Raw genomic sequence first — 18,432 nt, 5'->3', positions numbered from 1 at the left:
GCTACTCCGCCCCGGCGGGCGGCGCCTCGATGGGGTGCGGCTCGGCGGTCTTCGCCTCGCCGGCGCGCCGGGCGCGCCGCTGCGCCTGGGCCACGTGCACCACCTGGTCGAAGACGACGGCCACGAGGATGACGGCGCCGATGATGATGAACGTCCAGTTCGGGTCGAGGCGCCAGATGCGCGGCCCGCCGCTGTCGCTGTGGCGGATCTGGAACATGTTGATGCCGTTGTCGATCACCCGCATGAGGGCAGAGCCGATGAGGATCCCGAGCGCGCCGCCCTCGCCGCCGCGCAGCGAGCAGCCTCCGAGCACGGCGGCCGCGATCGCGTAGAGCTCGTAGCCCATCCCGACCTGCTGCGACATCTGGCCGATGTAGGACGCGTAGCAGATGCCCGCGATCCCGCCGGCGGCCGACGAGATGACGTACGTCGAGACCTCCACCCGGCGCACGTCGATGCCCGAGTACTCGGCGGCCTCGCGGTTGCCCCCGATCGCGTACATGTAGCGCCCGAGCACGGTGAAGTGCAGCACGTACGCGCCGGCGGCGAGGACCACGAGGAAGATGACGAGCGGGTAGGGGATGAGCGCGTCGCTTCCCACGCGCAGCAGCCCGCCGTTGGCGAGGCCGAGGAACGGCGAGTCGCCGAAGCTCAGCGTGCCGCCCTCGGCCACCGTCTGCGAGACGCCGCGCACGAGGAGCATGCCGCCGAGCGTGACGACGAACGGCTGCAGCTTGAGCCGCGTGATCAGCAGCCCCTGCGCGAGCCCCACCAGCATCGCGGCGGCGAGCGCGGTCGGGATGCCGACCCAGAGCGGGTAGCCAAGGCACGCCATCCCCGAGGACGAGATCTTGGCCAGCAGGACGCCGGTGAGGCCGATCACCGAGCCGATCGACAGGTCGATGCCGCCGGTGATGATGACGAACCCCATGCCCATCGCGAAGATGCCGAGCATCGCGATCTGCCGCGTGGTGTTGACGACGTTCGATTGCCCGAGGAAATCGGGGTTGGAGATCCAGAGCCCCGCGCACATCAGGACGAGCACGACGCTCATGCCCAGCTCACGTCTCATGCGGTCACCGCGTTTTCCACGTCCCCTTCCGCGCCCCTCGCGCTCCCCGTCATCAGCGCGGCGACGCGCTGCTGCGTCAGCCCTTCGCGCGGGAGCACGCCCGTGATCCGGCGCTCGTGCATGACGACCACGCGATCGCTCATGCCGAGCACCTCCTCCATGTCCGAGCTGACCATCAAGAGCGTGATCCCTTCCGCGGCGAGCGCGGCCCCCGAGCCGACCAGCCCCGCGAAGCCGAGGATCTCCCCGCGCAGCGCCGTGAAGCGCGCGCCCGCGGGCGCGCCGGGGACGACGAGGCGCTTGGCCGCGCGCACCCCGCTGAGCGACACGGGCGCCCCGTCGATGAAGATCTGCCCCTCATCGGGCTGGCAAGCGCCGCCGAGGATCTTCATGAGCGTGCTCTTGCCTGCGCCGTTCTCTCCCACGAGCGCGAGCACCTCGCCGGCGCGGAGCGAGAGCGACACCCCTGAGAGCGCGGTGACGCCCGGGAACCGCTTGACGATCCCGCGCATCGCGAGCAGGGCTGGGAGATCGGGAGTCGACGTCATGGGCCGGGATCGCGGCGCTCGATCGAGGGGGCGCCCCCGAGCGAGCCGCCGGACAAGGAGGCTATTTCTTCAGCTCCACGAGCCTGGCCTTGAACTCTGCCACGTTCTCCTTGCGGATCACGTCGACGCCGGTGTCGACCATCCTGTCCTTGGGGATGGCGGCCATGGCCGCGTCGCCCTTCGTCGCGAGCTCGTGCATCCACTTGCTCGACAGGTAGCCGAACTGGAACGGCTTCTGCACGACGGTGCACGCCACGGTGCCGTTCTCGATGCCGCTGAGCGTCGCGTCCTCCTCGTCGAATCTTGCCGTCGCCGTCGTGGCCCTTGGCCGCCTCGTCTCCGCCCCCCTGATCGCAGCCGGCGATCCATGTCATGGACAGCACGGCGAACGCTGCAAACGCTAGCTTCCAGAAACGATTCTTGTCTTTCACGGCAGTTCTCCCCCACCTTGCCTGCGAAAAGCGCGTCGATGTCAATGTCGCCGAGCCGCGACACACGAATCCCCCGACGCGAGGTTAGCGGACGTACCCCGGCGATGTCGCGCCTCGCGTGAACGACCCAAACGGAAAAATCGGGGGCAGCGTATCGGAGTTTTGGGTACCGCAGGGATGGGGGTCGTGTGCGAACCCACCTGTTCCTGGGAGCGGGGGCGACATGAGCTCATGATGTGGGGGGGGCAGTGCGGCGTTTGATCCGCGGCGGTTCACCCTGGGGAACCGCGGCGCGGGGTGACCTGACGGAGGGCCCTGTTGGAGATGGGCTCCCGGAGGCCGAGACGCCTCAGGGACATCGCGGAGCGGCGGCTACTGCGAGCAGCGCTGAGGCTCGGATTGGCATTGGCACTGATTTCTACGCTCGGTGTCATTCCATTCGCAATAACCGCACAATGCGTGCCTTTGGCTCTTGCAGTACTGGTCGCACCCCGCGCCCCCGAGGAAGCCGAAGTCGCAGACGTGAGGGGAGTCAGACCAGGGCACTGCCGTGGCGAGGTCCCCCTGCGGCGCGCGGCGGAGGGCGCTCTGGGCCGGCATGGCTTCTGACGGGTCTCCGTCCTGCGGTGTCTCTTGGTAAGATGAGCTGTCGACGACACAACCGGCGAGCGATCGCGCGCCAAGCGCGGTGCATGTCCACAGCGCGGCAACCTTGAAGATGATCTTGCTCGTCATTTTCGGCCCTGTCCTCCCCTGATGCTTCGCTGATTCCGTGTTTCCACACGAACGCCGTCATCGCCTGCACGAGGTGCTTGCGCGGGCGTCGGCCGTGTCCATGCGGCGCCGTGGCCGCGAGAGGCAAGCGGGAGCGCCCTGATCGGCGGCAGCGCGTTCGTAGGGGGGCGGCGTCTGGCCCTGACGAAGGGGATGGCGGCGTCTCAGGTGAGCTCGTGTGGCCTGAGCGCTTGTACTTGGCGGACGGAGCGGTGGTGGAGGCGCCCGTGGGATCCCGAGGGACTCAGGGATCAACGACGGTCCTGGACGCTCGTGGTCGTCGTCGGCCTCCTGCCTGCGGCGCGATCACCCGGGGCACGCCGCGGCGCAAGCCGCGCCGCCGCAGTCGACGCCGGCCTCGTCGCCGTTCTTCACGCCGTCGGTGCAGGTGGGCGCCTCGCAGATGCCGCTCCAGCACACGCTGCTCAGGCAGTCTGCTCCGGTCTCGCAGCCCCCGCCCGGCGGGCAGCGCGGGCAATATTGCTTGCCGCAGTCGACGCCGGCCTCGCGGCCGTTCTTTATCCCGTCGCTGCACGTCGGGATCATGCAGCTTCCGTTCGTGCACACGCCGCTCTCACAGTCCGTGGCGGCCTCGCAGCGCTCGCTCGATGGGCAGGGACGGCACGCGCCGCCGCAGTCCAGTCCGGTCTCGCGGAGCCCCTCATCTCGCGCACCGTTCACGCAGTGCTCCGGCACGCACCAGACACCATCACACGCGAGCCCGCCAGGGCACAGCGGCGTCGGGTCTGTGTCCACGCACTGCACGCACGCGCCCTCATGGCATCGTCCGGCGCCCGAGGCGGGACATGCGACACCATCCAACAGGAGGTGTCGCGGCTCGTCGATCTCGCACGTGTCGAGGGTGCACTGGTTGCCGTCGTCGTAGGGGTCGACGGCCGTCACGCTGACCACGCGGCCGTCGGCCGTGCACTCCTCGACCTTGCAGTCGCCGCGGATCTGCGAGGCGATCGGCCCTCGTTCGATCTCCACGACGCACGCGCCGTCCGCGCACCTCCCGACCCCGCACCGCGGGTCCGGCGGGCCGGGGCACTCCGCGTCGCCCTCGCAGCTCCCGGGCGGGACCGGCACCCCCGAGCACTCCTCCGTGCCCTCGGCGCACTCGTCGCAGGTCCGGCACTCCTCGAAGCAGTTCGGCTTGTCGTCGCCGCGCGCGCAGCAGATGACCTTCCCCGGCTCGCCACACTCGCAGTGCTCATCGACGCAGATCGTGCCCGGCACATTCTGCTGGTCCGACTGGCAGTGGTCCGTTGTCGCGCACCTTCCACCCACGTACGGCCCGTCGCCGCACGCAAAGAAGGTCGCCGAAATGATGAGAAAGAGCAGAGCAGCAGCACAACGCGCGATGGGTCTACCCATGCGTCCAGTCCTCCGGCACGAGGCTGTGGCGCGGGCACCCAGGCGGCCCCAATCCGCCGGGGTGTCGTTTGCCAGTTCGTCTCGGGGCGCAGTATGCCGCGGTCAGGCGGCCGCCGTCACGCAAGTTTTCGCAAGATCGCGCGGCGTGCGAAGCGTCCTTCGATCAGAGCAGGCGCACGGTCGAATCGCACATCAAAACGTGCTCGTCAACGTAAGCCCCTTGGCCGACACCGTGATCTCCGCTGGCCCGCGCGGATAGAATGTGTAACCGAGCGTGGCGGCCAGGACGGCCCCTCCCGCGATGAGGCCGGCGAGGCCCACGCCCCGGTAGGTGATCGCGTCGTCGTAGGCCGACGCCGATTGCTGGCAAACCGGCTGGGTCAGCCGGAAGCAACGGTTCGGCCCTGCGGAGAGCGCGGCGGTGTCGCCCGCGTCGTCCTTCTTCTCCGCGCCGACGAGCATCACGCCGCCGATGGCCGCCAGGGTGGCGGAGAGCCCGAAGCCGCCGGCGACGAGCTCCGGCCGCGGTCCGGGTCGGGGAGGCGGGGGGGCGAGGGGGGAGGCGCGGGGGCCTGGGGGCGGTGCCGGCGCGCCTGCGGGCGCGGCCGGGAGGCCTGGGGGCGGTGCCGGCGCGCCTGCGGGCGCGGCCGGGAGGCCTGGGGGCGGCGCAGGGACGCCGGCGGGCCGGGCAGCGAACGTGAGCACGACTTCCCGGGCCTCGCCGCGCGGCACGTCGATCTCGGCCGTCGCGACGTCGCCGTCCAGCGCGGCGCGCACCACGTGGTGGCCGGGGGCGACGGGGATGGGCTTGTCGCCCTCGATCTCGGCGGGCGCGCCGTCGATCGTGATCTTCGAGCCCGCGGGGGCGACCACGTGGAGCTCGCCGGCGAGCTGCCGCGCGCGGGCCAGGTCGCTGAGCCGCGACGCGACGAGCGCGCGCTCCGCGGGCGTCCTGGGCGCGCGCATGATCTCCTGGCAGAGCGACAGCCAGCGCACGGCGGCCGGCGCGTCGCCGAGCCGGAGCGACAGCGCCCCGATGTTGCACGCGGCGACCTGGGCGCGCTCCAGCCGCCAGACCGCCATCCACAGGTCGCGCGAGTCGGCGAGCCGATCCTCGCGGGCGGCCGCGTTCGCCTGCGCCATGAGCCGCGCGACCGCCTCCGGCGGGCCCTCGGCGCGACCCTCCGCCGCGCCGGCCAGCAGGGCGATGCACAGCGGGAGCGCGGCGACGCGGCGTGTGTTCCTTAGCACGGGTGCGGATCTCCTTGGCCGAGCCTTGGTCTGAAGGGCCGCTCCGGAGCCAGGGCCCCGGGCGACGGCCCCACGTACCAGAAGGAGGCTGTCGGTGGAAGCCCTGGAAGACGCCGGGACGCGGAGGGGGCCAGGCGATGGAGGTTGGCCAGGCGCGATCTCGCGGGCTGTGGCGGTGCGCGCCAGATCTCCAGCCGCCATCGAGGGCTGATCACCGGCGATTCTTCACGATGTTCGTCTCGAGGCCTGGCGCGAGGTGGGATATCGGTCGCTTGCAGGGATGGTGTGGCGCACCTGCGATGAGGAGCATCAAGAGCGGAATCAACACCCCGAGAAGGCGCCTCGGAACCGGCGCCATCGCGGCCCTCCTGGCGCGGAGGAGGCCACGCGAGACTTGACAAGTCCGATGAGCCATCGGTTATGATGGCTCTCGCCTCATCATGCGACGACGCCACCCGGCATGTTCGGCCCGATGAGGAGTGGCGGACCGTCGCGTCTTCACCGCCACAGGTGTCCCGCGGCGCTTCCGGCGAGCCTGCTCGCGCCGGCGCCACCCGGCGGCGATGCGGACGACGGAGCTCCTGCGTTGCGAGATCGGCGTTGCTCGTCCTACCTTCGTCTCCGGCAAGCGCTGTCTTGATGGACAGGCCGCCGGTGGCCCCCCGCTCGATGCCCGAACATTCGACCGCCTCGGCTTCTATCTCCACGAGACCCGCGCTCACGTTCGCGCTGGTGCAGCGCGCAGCAGGGCAGGATCCGCGCGCCGAGGAGGATCTCTGCCTCGCGCTCGAGCCGGCCATTCAGCCCGTCGCCGCCCGCCTCCTCCGCGGGTGCCGCGCGCACGGGCACGACGCGCGCTGGGAGGTCGAAGACCTCTTGAATGAGGTGCTGATGTTCCTCGCGGAGGATCGCTGGCACCGGCTCCGCCAGTGGGACCCTGCGCGCGGCGCGGGCCTCCAGGGGTTCGTCGCGGTCCTCGCGCGGAACCGGATCATCGGGATCCTCCGTAGCAGACGCCAGAACCCGTCGCTCGAGCAGCCGGTCGATGACCAGGAGATCGAGCGGCAACGCGAGATCGAGGGGAGCGTCGAGGACGTGTTCGGGGACGCCGAGCGCCGCGCCCTCGTGCTCGACGCCGTCGAGCACGGCCTCGGCGCGAAGGACGCCCAGCTCTTCCGCTGGTTCTATGACCTCGAGCTCTCGGCCGAGCAGGTCTGCGAGCTGACGGGGCGGAGCCGCGCGCAGGTCTACAACGACAAGCACCGGCTGCTGGAGCGGCTCAAGGCGGTCGTCGGCACCGCGCTGCGAGAACTGCTCGGCTCCCCGCGTAGTACCGTGGATGGTGAGCCATGAGGGACGAGGAGCTTCTGGAGGCGCTGGGGAGAGCAGCACGGGAACGGGATCCTTTCGTCGATCCGCGCTGGGAGGCGCTCGCCGAAGGGAAGCTCTCCGGGCAGGAAGCGGAGGCGTTCCGCGCGGAGATGCAGCGCTCCGAAGAGGGACGGCTGGCGGAGGAGATGCTCCGGCCGTTCGACGTCGAGGAGCGGAGGCTCAAGGTCCGGCGCCTCCTGGCCGAACGGCGAGGCAAGGCGGGCACGGCGGCTGCGGGCACGGCGGCTGCGGGCGCGGCGGTTCGGCGCTTCCCATGGCGCAAGGCCGTCCCGGCTGCGGCGCTGGCGGCCGCTGCCGCGCTGGCCCTGCTGGTGCTCCCTCGTTCGCCGGAGGCGCTTCCCGCATATGCGCTGTTGACCTCGGCAGAGCGCGGGGAGCCGGCGGCCGGGCCCGCTGTCCACCTCCGGGCGGGCGGCAGCCTCACGATGACGCTCCGACCCGAGGAGGCGGTGAGCGGGCCGGTGATCCTGCGGGCGGCGCTCGTGCACGAGCGACGCGCGGCGCTCTGGGACCTGCCCGCTGGCGCGGCGCAGATCTCTCCCACCGGCGCGGTGAAGATCGCCGGCACCCGCGAGGTGCTGTTCCCGGATGGCGCGATCGGGGCCTACGAGATCGTGCTGGCCGTCGGCCGGCCCGAGGCCCTCCCGGAGGGCGCTGACGCGATCGCCCGCGCCGAGCCGCGGGACGGCATCCGCGTGCTGCGGCAGCAGGTGATCCTGGAGCCGCCTTGAGCGGAGGTCGGAGGTCGCGGACAGCGCGGCGCCTCTCCACAGCGGTGTTCCTCGCGGGCCTCTCGCTCGCACCCCACGCCGAGCAGGCCGCGCAGCCAAGGGACGCCGCGCGTCCCAAGGACGCCGCGCCCGAGCTCGGCGTTGCCGAGTCGCTGCGGCGAAGCGGCAAGCTCGATGAGGCGGAGGCGCAGCTCCTCACCCTCCTGGGTGACCCGCGGGCCGCCGTGCAGGCGCAGGCCGTCGGCAAGCTCGCGAGGATCGCCAGGACGCGGGGCGACGCCGCGAAGGCCAAGGACCTCCTCTATCAGGCCATGCGCATGGACCGCGCGGCCGGGCTGCGCGCGCAGGAGATCTCGGACGGGATGGTCCTTGTGTTCACGCTGATCACGGCAGACCGCCGCTTCGGCGAGGCCCGGGAGGTGATGGATTCGCTGCGGCCGCTGCTCGCCGAGGACCCGGCGGCGCGGGCCGACGCGCTCTATTACGAGGCGCTGATCCCTTACGAGGCCGGGGATTTCCGGGCCGCGCTGCGCCTGCTCCGCGAAGCGCAGGCGGAGGCGCTGCGGCTCGGGATGGCGCGCGCCCGGTTCGACGCGCTCCAGCTCGAGGCCACGCTGCTCTCGAACCTGGGGCGCTCCGGCGACGCCCTCGACCGCTTTGCCCTGCTCGAGGATCAGCTCCCCTCGGAGCTCGGCCACTGCGATCGGGCCGCGTTCTTCAACAACGCTGGGTGGGCCGCGCTCCGGGCCGAGATGGCGATCGGCGAGGGCGCACCCCGGAAGCGGGACCCCATTCCGCTGCTCGATCGGGCGCGCGGGCTCTATCAACAGGGACCGTGCCGGGAGGGCGCGAACCTCGCGAACGTCTTCACCAACCTCGCGATCGCAGAGCTCGACCAGGGGAGATCGGCGCGGGCCCGCGAGCACCTGGACAGCGCCCGCGCGGCGGACCCGAACCCGAGCGCCAAGACCAGGGCGTGGTGGCTGATCCTCGAGGGCCGGATGGCGCTCGCGGAGGGGGCGGTGGAGCGGACGCTCCTCGTGGCGAGCGAGCTCGCCGGGCTCGGCGCCAGCGGAGGCCTTCCCGAAGCGCAGATCGAGGCGGCCATGACGCGCGCGCTCGCGGAGGAGCGGCGCGGCAGCTCGGGGGCGGCCGACGAGGCGTTCGCCGAGGCCGAGCGGCGGATCGAGGACTGGAGCCTGTCCGTGCCCCTCGGCGAGGGGCGCGACGACTTCCTCGCGCAGCGCGAGCGCGGCGCGCGCCTCTGGATCGAAGCCCTCCTCCGGCGGCCGGGCGGCGAGGCGGCGGCGGTCGAGGTCGCGCGGAGGGGGCGCGCGCGGCTGCTCGCGACCTCGCAATGGCTCAGCGAGCGCGACGCGCTGCCCCCGGACGAGCGCTCGCGATGGGAGGAGGCGCTCTCGAGGTACCGGGGCGGGCGCGCCGCGCTGGAGGCGGCGCTCGTGAACGTGCGCTGGGACGCGCCCGCGGCGACCCTGAACCAGGCTGTCGCACGTTACCAGGACGGTCAGGACCGGCTCCGTGTCGACCTGGAGGGCGCCGCGCCGGGCCTTCGCCGGCTCCGCGCGTCGGGGAGCGGCGTCGAGCGGGCCGACCCCGCCCCGGGGGAGCTCGTCCTCGTCTATCACCCCGTCGAGGAGGGCTGGGTCGGCTTCGCCCTCACGACCGCCGGCGTCGCCGCCCGCCGGCTCGGCGTTGTCGACCTGCGCGCCCCGCACGAGCGGCTCGCCGCGCAGCTCCTCGGCCCGTTCGCGGGCCTGATCCGCAGCGCCGAGCAGATCCGGCTCGTGCCGTACGGCTCGCTCCAAGGAGTCGACTTTCACGCTCTTCCCTTGGAGGGGCAACCGCTCGCCGCGCTCGCCCCGGTGGCCTATGGCGTCGAGCTTCCGCGGAAACGCGGGCCAGAGGGCGCCGTCGATCGCGAGGGAGGCCTGGAGCCGCCGGCGCCGGACGGCGCGCCCGCGCGGCCGGTGGCGTTGCTCGTGATCGACCCCGGGGACAGCCTCCCTCGCGCCCGCGACGAGGGCGACCAGGTCGAAGCCGCGCTGACGCAGCGCGGGTGGCGCGTGGAGCGCCTCGACGGGGAGCGGGCGACCTACGAGGCGGTGATGCGCGCCCTCGCGGCCCCGGCGGTCGAGCTCCTGCACTTCGCCGGGCACGCCGACTTCTCGGGCCTGGACGGCTGGAAGAGCGGTCTGTGCCTCGCCCACGACGGCCGCCTGACGGTCGCGGACATCCTGGCGCTCCCCCGGACACCTGCGCAGGTCGTCCTCTCCGGGTGCGAGACGGGGCGGGCCGAGGGCCTCGGCCTGGCGCAGGCGTTCGTGGTGGCAGGTTCGGGCGCGGTGGTGAGCAGCCTCCGTCGCATCGACGACGGGGTGGCGGCGCGGACGATGCGCTCGTTCTACACGGCGCTCCCGCTCGGCGCGCCGGACGACCCCGCGCTCGCGCTGCGCGAGGCGGCGCTCCGGATCCGGGCCGAGGAGCCAGCCGCCGACTGGGCGAGCTTCCGGGTGATCGTGCCCTGAAGAAAACTGCGCCGGCCTGATAGACCAGCGGTCGAAGGGGCGTAGTGCAGGAGAGGCCGCGGATCGCGCGGACTGACGCTCCCCATCACCCCAGGCGCTGCTCGGGCGCCCCGAGGTTCACCCCATGTTGACGCAAAACCGTATTCCATCTTCCATTTTCCTGCTCCTGGCCTTCGCGGCCTTGCCCCTCGCAGCCGTGTTGTCCGCCTGCGGTCCCGAAGGAATAGAGCCGAACCAGCCGTCGGATGGCGGCGGCGGCTCCACGTCGGAGGGAGGCGGAGGCGCCGGGCCGGATGGCGGCGGCGGCTCCACGTCTGACGGAGGCGGCGGCTCCGCGCCTGTGGCGGTGGTGGCCGGTTGCACCGGGCGCCGCTGGGTGGGCAGGTTCCCCGGCGGCGTCTGCCCGGCGGCCCCTACGGACATGCCCTGGAAGGGCAGGAAGCTCTTCCAGAGCGAGATCGAAGTGCCCGCCTTCCTCGACGAGTACTGCGTTTACGAGTATTCCGGCGCGGGTGCGCCCGACCCCGCCGCGACCGCTGCGCTGAAGGCCGCCGTTGCCGGGAGCAGCGATTGCACGTTTGCCGAGGACTGCGTCACAGTCGGCCCGCTCACCGACGAGAAGGAGGTCGATGGCACGAGGAGCATCCTGCACGACGAGTTCATCGAGCAGGTCAACGGCGCGGCGCTCCCGCCGGTGAACCCGGGCGAAACCCTGGCGATCGCCCGAGTCGCGGTGATCGACACCCAGGCCGGGGCCCAGACGCCGGAGAACCCTCACGCCACCGTGGTCGGAGGGCTGATCCGCGATCTGACCTGCTCGGATCCTGGCGTTCACTGCGCCGCCGATGTGACCTACGAGCTCGGCCTGCCGCACATCCACAACAGCAAGCTGAGCCCCAGTGGAGGCCATTTCGGGAGCATGAGCCAGGTCGCGGCGGCGATCTACCGCTCCGTGAGCGACTGGCAATCGCAGAACTATACAGCGCCGGGCGGGCCTCCCGTCAATCCCCGGCTGGTGATCAACGCCAGCATCGGCGCGCAGCCTGGGTCGGACTGCGGCCCGAACGCCGAACAGCTCTCGTGCGCGGCGCAGTCCGCGTACGACGCGATCAGGCACGCGACATGTCAGGGCGCACTCGTGGTGGCTGCCGCCGGCAACAGCCCCGGCGGGGAGTTGCGACGCGAGCCAGCCATCGACGGCTCGGGCCCGTATGACTTCTCGGACGAGGAGGTCGGGCTCGCAGGGGGAACGTGCCCGGCTGCCTGGACGCGGATGATCTCGAGAAACGACTGCGAGAAAATCGAAGGGTCGAATTACGACGCCCCGTTCATCAACGAGGGGTACGCCCCCTTCAGCCAGTCCTCGCCGGGGGTGTGGACCAAGACGCCGCTCCTGGTGCCGGTCGCTGGCGTCGATGCCTCCAACGCCCTCCTGCCCAACGCGCGCAAGGGCTCTCTCCCCCGCAACGTGGCCTTCGGCCTCCTGGGGACGGCGACAGAGGACCCGGCGCTCCCCTTCCCGCCGCCGATGACGGGCTCGTCGCTTGGCGCCGCGGCCTGGACGGCCACGGCGGTCAACACCTGGGCGTACCAACCGGAGCTCACGGCGCGCGAGCTCATCGATCTCCTCCACGCCACCGGAAGCCCGATCTACGACGCGCAGAACGCGGTCCGGACCGCGAAGGTCGACTGGGACCACGCGGTGCCGCCTGAGAAGGTGAAGCGGCCGTCCGCGTGCGCCGCAATCGCGAAGATCTGCAGCTCGACCTCGCCGCCCGCGGCGTGCCCCGCGATGCCGATGCCGGCCTGCGCACCGTTCGCGTCGAGCCCAACACAGAACCACCTGAGCACGCTCCAGGCGCGCTTCGAAGTTCTCTTCGCCAACACCACCGCGACGAAAGCATCCTTCGGCTCCACCCCAAAGCCGTCCCCTGATGTCCCAGGCGACACGCTCCGGAATTTGTCCACGCCGTCCTGGATTCATCCGCAGCCCGAGACCTTCCCTTGCGGGAACTGCGCCTTCAACCTGGGGCTGGGCAACGTGGACATCTACATCAATCCCAGTTTCACTTCGACGATCCTCACGGCGAGGCTCCTCCTCAACAATGCCAATGGCGATAGGCTAGGTAGCGCTCTCCTGCCTCTCCCGTCGGGGATGAGCGCTTCCGCGAAGCTGAGCTACACGCTCGATAACTTGCCTGCGGGAGCCGCGCAGGCCGAGATGTCGTTCGAGGTGGAGAGCGACGGCGTGACCGGTTCATCGACGGGAACGATCCTGTTGATGCCATGAGATCATGAGTCGCCGGCGCGCCCTGCGGCGCCGGGAGGCGGAGGTCGACGACCTCCGCCTCTTTTCTTTTGTGCGTTTGATAGATCCTCCATCGGGCGGCGTAATCCATTGAAGGAGCGGGACGCGTCCGAGCACAGAGCCGGCCGTGGAGAATGCCCGTTCATCTGATGAGGAGGACTCCATGAATCATGACCATTCCGCCACGCGCTTCACGACGATCTGCGCCCTTCGCCGGAGGGGCGCCGCCCGCGTCTTCACGGCCGCGCTGATGATCTCCGGTGCGTGGCAGGTGACCGCGTGCCAGTACCATGGGTACGACGATAGCCCGGCCGGAGAGGGCTCCACGAGCACCACGACGACGGGCGGCGAGGGTGGAGATGACGGCGGCGAGAACGGCGACGGCGAGGCCGCCGCGCCGACCGGCGCGGCGGCGGCAGGCGCAGCGAGACCGGCGGTGGCGGTCACGGCAGCGAGCAGCACCACCACGACGCGCGGCAGCGGCGGAGCGGGAGGCGGGGTGTCGCCTGGCAAGATGGGCATGACGTGGAGGAAGTACTTCCACGACGACGCGCTGGGGCAGGACAAGGTCGGTTGTACCGGTGACTGCGGGGCATATGTCGGCGACACGGCGTGCACGGAGAGCCGGCCGATCCTCTGCATCGCCAAGGACGGCTCGGGGAGCAACGGCTTCCAGCCCAGCTTCTACGACGGGTGGGCCGCCGGCAACATCGGGCTCACGCCGCCGGTGGCGGGGACCGCGCTCACGTCGCTCGCCGCGGCCAACGCGCAGTGCGTCTCGACCTTCGGCGCCGGCTGGCAAATGGCCGAGCACCACGACGGCGGCGGCGGGTGGGCCTGGAGGGCCTACGGGAACATCAACGACCTCTACGACATCAGCGTCGCCTCCCATGACCCGAACAACCGCTTCTGGGTCCACATCAACGACCAGCCTGGGAACTGCTGGAATCCGTGATCGAGCGGATCTGAGCCATTCCGGCTCACGGCGGTCCTCGCGCTGCGCAGCAAGGCGGTCAGGGCGCGAGCCCCATCCAGGGTTGTCAGGTCTCTCTGTTTCCCACGCTACTTCAGCCCACGACGGCCGCCTGACGGTCGCGGACATCCTGGCGCTCCCCCGGACACCTGCGCAGGTCGTCCTCTCCAGCTGCGAGACGGGCCGGGCCGAGGGCCTCGGCCTGGCGCAGGCGTTCGCGGTGGCAGGCTCGGGCGCGGTGGTGAGCAGCCTCCGTCGCATCGACGACGGGGTGGCTGCGCGGACGATGCGCGCGTTCTATACGGCGCTCCCGCTCGGCGCGCCGGACGACCCCGCGCTCGCGCTGCGCGAGGCGGCGCTCCGGATCCGGGCCGAGGAGCCTGCCGCCGACTGGGCGAGCTTCCGGGTGATCGTGCCCTGAAGAAAACTGCACCGGGCTGATAGACCAGCGCCTGAAGGGGCGTAGTGCAGGAGAGGCCGCGGATCGCGCGGGCCGACTCACCCTTCACCCTGGCGCCTGTCGGGCGCCCGGAGGTTCGTCTCATGCCGACGCAACACCGTAGTTTGCGTTCCGTTCCCCCTCGCCTGGCCTTCGTGTCCCTGACCCTCGCCGCGCTCTCTGCCTGCGACCCCGAGGGCAGGGACCCGGTCCGGCCGCCGGAGGGAGGCGGCGGCTCCGTGTCTGAGGGAGGCGGCGGCTCTGCGTCTGAGGGAGGCGGCGGCTCCGTGTCTGAGGGAGGCGGCGGCTCCACATCTGGGGGAGGCGGCGGCTCTGCGTCTGAGGGAGGCGGCGGCTCCGCGTCTGAGGGAGGCGGCGGCTCCGCGTCTGAGGGAGGCGGCGGCTCCGCGTCTGAGGGAGGCGGCGGCTCCGCGTCTGAGGGAGGCGGCGGCTCCGCGTCTGAGGGAGGCGGCGGCTCCACATCTGGGGGAAGCGGCGGCTCCACGTCTGGGGGAGGCGGCGGCTCCACGTCGTCTGGGGGAGGCGGCGGCTCCGCGCCTGCGGAGGTGGTGGCCGGTTGCACCGGGCGCCGCTGGGTAGGCAGGTTTCCCGGCGGCGTCTGCCCGGACCCTATGGGCATGCCCTGGAGGGGCAAGAAGCTCTTCCAGAGCGAGATCGAAGCACCCGCGTTCCTCGACGAGTACTGCGTTTATGAGTATGCCGGCAGGGGCGAACCCGACCCCGCCGAGACCGCTGCGCTGCAGGCCGCCGTCGGCAGGGCAAGCGACTGCACGTTCGCCGAGGACTGCGTCACTGTCGGCCCGCTCGGCGACGCGGACGCGAGGGATGTCGACGCCATGAGGAGCTTCCTTCACGACGAGTTCATCCAGCAGGTCAACGGCGTGGCGCTGCCGCCGGTGAACGCGGGCGCAACCCCGGCGATCGCCCGGGTTGCGGTGATCGACACCAAGGCCGGTAGCCAGTTGCCGGTTGACCCTCACGCCACCGTTGTCGGAGGGCTGATCCGCGATCTGACCTGCTTGGATCCTGACGTTCGCTGCGCCGCCGACGTGACCTACGAGCTCGGCCTGCCGCAACTCGACAACAGCAACCTGGGCAGCAGCGGAGGCCATTTCGGGAGCATGAGCCAGGTCGCGACCGCGATCTATCGCTCCGTGAGCTCCTGGCAATCGGACAACTATACAGCTCCTCGCGTGCCCCCTGTCAATCCTCGGCTGGTGATCAACGCCAGCATCGGCGCGCAGCCTGGGCCGGACTGCGGCCCGTACGTCCAAGAACTCTCGTGCTCGGCGCAGTCCTTGTACGACGCGATCAGGCACGCGACATGTCAGGGCGCGCTCGTGGTCGCTGCCGCCGGCAACAGCCCCGGCGGGCCGTTTCGACACGAGCCGGGCATCGACGGCTCGAACGCGGCGTCCGCCATCTCGGGGGGAACGTGCCCGGCTGCCTGGACGCGGATGATCTCGAGAGACGAGTGCGAGGGAGTTGAAGGAAAAGACTACGATGCCGAATTCATCCAGAAGGGGTTCGCCCCCTTCAGCCGGTCCACCGAGGAGGGAGAGTGGAACGACACGCCGCTCCTGGTGCCGGTCGCTGGCGTCGATTCCTCCAACGCTCTCCTGCCCAACGCGCGCGACGGCGCTCTCCCCCGCAACGTGGCCCTCGGCATCCTGGGGACCGCGAGAGAGAACCCGATGCTCCCCTTCCCGCCGCCGATGACAGGCTCGTCGCTCGGCGCCGCGGCCTGGACGGCCACGGCGGTCAACACCTGGGCGTACCAACCGGAGCTCACGGCGCGCGAGCTCATCGATCTCCTCTACGCCACCGGACGCCCGATCCGCGACGCGCTGGGCGCAGTCCGGCCCGCGGAGGTCGACTGGGACCTGGCGCCGCATGAGGCAAGGCGGCCCTCCGTGTGCGCTGCAGTCTTTGAGATCTGCAACTCGGCGACACCGCCCGCGGCGTGCCCCACAACGTCGTTCGAAGCCTGCAGAGGGAGCGCGCCGAGCCCGATACAGAACCCAGACCTGAGCGCGCTCGTGCCGCACTTCGACGCCCTCTTTGCCGACGCCATCTGGACGAATCTAGACTTGGGCCCATCGGATCTGTCCTCTGCCGCTCCGTCCGACACGTTCCAGAACCTCTCCACGCCGTCCTGGATTCATCCGCAGCCCGAAACCATCCCTTGCGCGAAATGCGGCTTCAGCCTGGGGACGCACGAGGTGGACATCTACATCAACCCCGATTTCTCCTCGAACATCAACAAGGCGACGCTCGTCGTCAACAATGCCAATGGCGACAAGGTACGCCTCGATCTACCTCCTCCCTCTCCCATGGGGATGAGCGCTGGTGCGAAGCTGAGCTACACGATCAACATGTCGTCGTCCTCGATGTGGCCCCAGAATATCGCGCAGGCCGTGATCTCGTTCGAGGTGGAGAGCAACGGCGTGATCGGTTCATCGACGGGGACGATCCTGTTGATGCCATGAGATCATGAATCGCCGGCGCGCCCTGCGGCGCCGGGAGGCGGAGGTCGACGACCTCCGCCTCTTTTCTTTTGTGCGTTTGATAGATCCTCCATCGGGCGGCGTAATCCATTGAAGGAGCGGGACGCGTCCGAGCACAGAGCCGGCCGTGGAGAAGACCCGTTCATCTGATGAGGAGGACTCCATGAATCATGACCATTCCGCCACGTGCCTCACGACGATCTGCGCCCTTCGCCGGAGGGGCGTCGCCCGCGCCTTCACGGCCGCGCTGATGATCTCCGGTGCGTGGCAGGTGACCGCGTGCCAGTTCCATGGGTACGACGATAGCCCGGCCGGAGAGGGTTCCACGAGCAACACGACGCCGGATGGCGAGGGGGGAGATGACGGCGGCGAAAGCGGCGACGGCGAGGCCGCCGCGCCGACCGGCGCGGCGGTGGCGGTCACGGCAGCGAGAAGCACCACCACGACGGGCGGCAGCGGCGGAGCGGGAGGCGGGGTGTCGCCTGGCAAGATGGGTATGACGTGGAGGAAGTACTTCCACGACGACGCGCTGGGGCAGGACAAGGTCGGTTGTACCGGCGACTGCGGGGCGTACGTCGGCGACACGGCGTGCACGGAGAGCCGGCCGATCCTCTGCATCGCCAAGGACGGCTCGGGGAGCAACGGCTTCGCGCCCAGCTTCTACGACGGGTGGGCCGCCGGCAACATCGGGCTCACGCCGCCGGTGGCGGGGACCGCGCTGACGTCGCTCGCCGCGGCCAACGCGCAGTGCGTCTCGACCTTCGGCGCCGGCTGGGAAATGGCCGAGCACCACGACGGCGGCGGCGGGTGGGCCTGGCGAGCCTACGGGAACATCAACGACCTCTACGACATCAGCGTCGCCTCCCATGACCCGAACAACCGCTTCTGGGTCCACATCAACGACCAGCCTGGGAACTGCTGGAATCCGTGATCGAGCGGATGTCCCGGGCCGACCGGCCTCGACGTGGCCGGCACGGTGACGGCGGATCACGAGCTGTGCTGCAGGTAGAACCTATCCCAGGAGAGGAGCGCTGAGATCTCGGGAGACGATGCCCGGTCCGCGCCAGCTCTCCCGAACTACCGCTCTTCCATCGCTTCCGCGCAGCGAGCACCTTCCCCGGGGGCCGGGCAATTCGCCGAGATCTCGCCCTCAAGCAGCGAGGATCGCAGGCGACGCGCCGCTCACCCCACCGCAGGCCCGGCCTTCCGCTGCGCGCTGTCGCAGACCCACCGGACCACCCCGGGGATGACCCCCTGCGCGATCGCGCTCACGCGCGAGCCGACGTCGGGGTAGATCTCGAACCGCCCGCGCGCCATGCCGTCGGCCATGCTGCGCGCCACGGCGTCCGGCTCGAGCGTCTTGACGTTGCCCGCGATGGCCTTCGTCTCCGCCGGCTTGTACTGGTTCTCGAACGCCAGCTGCGGAGTGTCGGTGTCGGGCGGCATGCACACGCTCACCCGCACGCCGTGAGGCCACATCTCCGCGCGCAGCGCCTGCGAGAAGCCGATCAGCGCGAACTTGCTCGCCGCGTACGGCGTGTAACCGTAGATGCCGATCACGCCCGCGAGCGACGAGACGTTGAGCACATGGCCGCTGCCGCGCGCCGCCATCGCCGGGAGCACCGCCTTGCACAGGTGCACCGCGCCAAAGAAGTTCACGTCCATCATGCCGCGGAACTGATCCACCGGCAGCTCGAGGAAGCGCCCCGGCATCACCACGCCCGCGTTGTTCACGAGGTGATCGATCGGCCGCTCGGCGAGCCGCGACTCCATCGCCCGCGCCACGTCGTCCGCCCGGCTGATGTCCAGCTCCAGGACGTCGACCCGCGCGGACGGGTGCTCGCGCCGGATGCCCACGGCGGCCTCGTCGAGGAGGGCGCGGCGGCGCGCCACCAGCGTGACCGCGGCGCCGTATCCCGCGACGAGCCTCGCGAACGACAGCCCGATGCCGCTCGAACCGCCGGTGATGAGAACGCTCTTGCCCTGGAAATAAGTTCGGGTGTCCATCGGCGGCCGAACCTACCCCAGGACCGCCCGAGGCGCGAGGCGGTCGTTCAGGCCC

14 protein-coding genes are annotated in these 18,432 nt (G+C 70.8%); 8 read left to right on the top strand and 6 right to left on the bottom strand.

Features of this window, described 5'->3' with window-relative positions; all coding sequences use genetic code 11:
* Position 1: 1 nt before the first annotated feature.
* The 5 genes from WMF45_RS26440 to WMF45_RS26420 form a co-directional block, all read right to left on the bottom strand.
* Positions 2 to 1,072 (bottom strand): ABC transporter permease, encoded by a 1,071-nt coding sequence (locus tag WMF45_RS26440; protein WP_437707240.1) that lies wholly within the window; start codon positions 1,070 to 1,072, stop codon positions 2 to 4.
* Positions 1,069 to 1,620 carry an ATP-binding cassette domain-containing protein gene (locus tag WMF45_RS26435; RefSeq protein ID WP_437707239.1) on the bottom strand — a complete coding sequence of 184 codons (552 nt, stop codon included), beginning with the start codon at positions 1,618 to 1,620 and terminating at the stop codon, positions 1,069 to 1,071. Before WMF45_RS26435 ends, WMF45_RS26440 begins: the two co-directional genes overlap by 4 nt.
* A 61-nt stretch (positions 1,621 to 1,681) precedes the next feature.
* Complete coding sequence (locus WMF45_RS26430) at positions 1,682 to 1,876, bottom strand: hypothetical protein (RefSeq protein WP_437707238.1); 195 nt, start codon at positions 1,874 to 1,876, stop codon at positions 1,682 to 1,684.
* Positions 1,877 to 3,131: 1,255 nt separating this feature from the next.
* Positions 3,132 to 4,202, bottom strand: a complete 1,071-nt coding sequence (locus WMF45_RS26425; protein ID WP_437707237.1) for a hypothetical protein — start codon at positions 4,200 to 4,202, stop codon at positions 3,132 to 3,134.
* 192 nt (positions 4,203 to 4,394) lie between these two features.
* On the bottom strand, positions 4,395 to 5,453 hold the full coding sequence (locus tag WMF45_RS26420; RefSeq protein ID WP_437707236.1) for a hypothetical protein: 1,059 nt from the start codon (positions 5,451 to 5,453) through the stop codon (positions 4,395 to 4,397).
* 669 nt (positions 5,454 to 6,122) lie between these two features.
* Here WMF45_RS26420 and WMF45_RS26415 point away from each other — a divergent pair.
* The 8 genes from WMF45_RS26415 to WMF45_RS26380 all read left to right on the top strand — a co-directional run bounded on the left by WMF45_RS26415 (position 6,123) and on the right by WMF45_RS26380 (position 17,301).
* Positions 6,123 to 6,806 carry an RNA polymerase sigma factor gene (locus tag WMF45_RS26415; protein ID WP_437707235.1) on the top strand — a complete coding sequence of 228 codons (684 nt, stop codon included), beginning with the start codon at positions 6,123 to 6,125 and terminating at the stop codon, positions 6,804 to 6,806.
* Complete coding sequence (locus WMF45_RS26410; protein WP_437707234.1) at positions 6,803 to 7,576, top strand: hypothetical protein; 774 nt, start codon at positions 6,803 to 6,805, stop codon at positions 7,574 to 7,576. The genes WMF45_RS26415 and WMF45_RS26410 overlap by 4 nt, the downstream gene beginning before the upstream one ends.
* Entirely contained in the window at positions 7,573 to 10,122 is a 2,550-nt protein-coding gene (locus tag WMF45_RS26405; RefSeq protein WP_437707233.1) for a CHAT domain-containing protein, read from the top strand. The genes WMF45_RS26410 and WMF45_RS26405 overlap by 4 nt, the downstream gene beginning before the upstream one ends.
* A 124-nt stretch (positions 10,123 to 10,246) precedes the next feature.
* A complete protein-coding gene (locus WMF45_RS26400) occupies positions 10,247 to 12,412 on the top strand; it encodes a S8 family serine peptidase (protein ID WP_437707232.1) in 2,166 nt (721 codons plus the stop codon).
* Positions 12,413 to 12,593: 181 nt separating this feature from the next.
* The gene (locus tag WMF45_RS26395) at positions 12,594 to 13,385 is read left to right on the top strand and encodes a hypothetical protein (protein WP_437707231.1); all 792 of its coding nucleotides are present in this window, start codon (positions 12,594 to 12,596) and stop codon (positions 13,383 to 13,385) included.
* Positions 13,321 to 13,824: a CHAT domain-containing protein gene (locus WMF45_RS26390; RefSeq protein ID WP_437707230.1), complete on the top strand. Its 504-nt coding sequence runs from the start codon at positions 13,321 to 13,323 to the stop codon at positions 13,822 to 13,824. The genes WMF45_RS26395 and WMF45_RS26390 overlap by 65 nt, the downstream gene beginning before the upstream one ends.
* Positions 13,825 to 13,946: 122 nt before the next feature.
* On the top strand, positions 13,947 to 16,352 hold the full coding sequence (locus WMF45_RS26385; protein ID WP_437707229.1) for a S8/S53 family peptidase: 2,406 nt from the start codon (positions 13,947 to 13,949) through the stop codon (positions 16,350 to 16,352).
* Positions 16,353 to 16,533: 181 nt separating this feature from the next.
* Positions 16,534 to 17,301, top strand: coding sequence for a hypothetical protein (locus WMF45_RS26380; protein ID WP_437707228.1), 768 nt, complete (start codon positions 16,534 to 16,536; stop codon positions 17,299 to 17,301).
* A gap of 251 nt (positions 17,302 to 17,552) precedes the next feature.
* On the opposite strand, the gene WMF45_RS26375 is transcribed toward WMF45_RS26380, so the two are convergent.
* Positions 17,553 to 18,377 carry an SDR family oxidoreductase gene (locus tag WMF45_RS26375; protein WP_437540775.1) on the bottom strand — a complete coding sequence of 275 codons (825 nt, stop codon included), beginning with the start codon at positions 18,375 to 18,377 and terminating at the stop codon, positions 17,553 to 17,555.
* Between the last annotated feature and the right edge of the window lie 55 nt (positions 18,378 to 18,432).

This window comes from Sorangium sp. So ce448, from assembly GCF_051520915.1.
Classification (GTDB): domain Bacteria; phylum Myxococcota_A; class Polyangia; order Polyangiales; family Polyangiaceae; genus Sorangium; species Sorangium cellulosum_B.
Note: the sequence above shows the minus strand (reverse complement) of the source record. Positions and strands in the feature narration are given on the sequence as shown.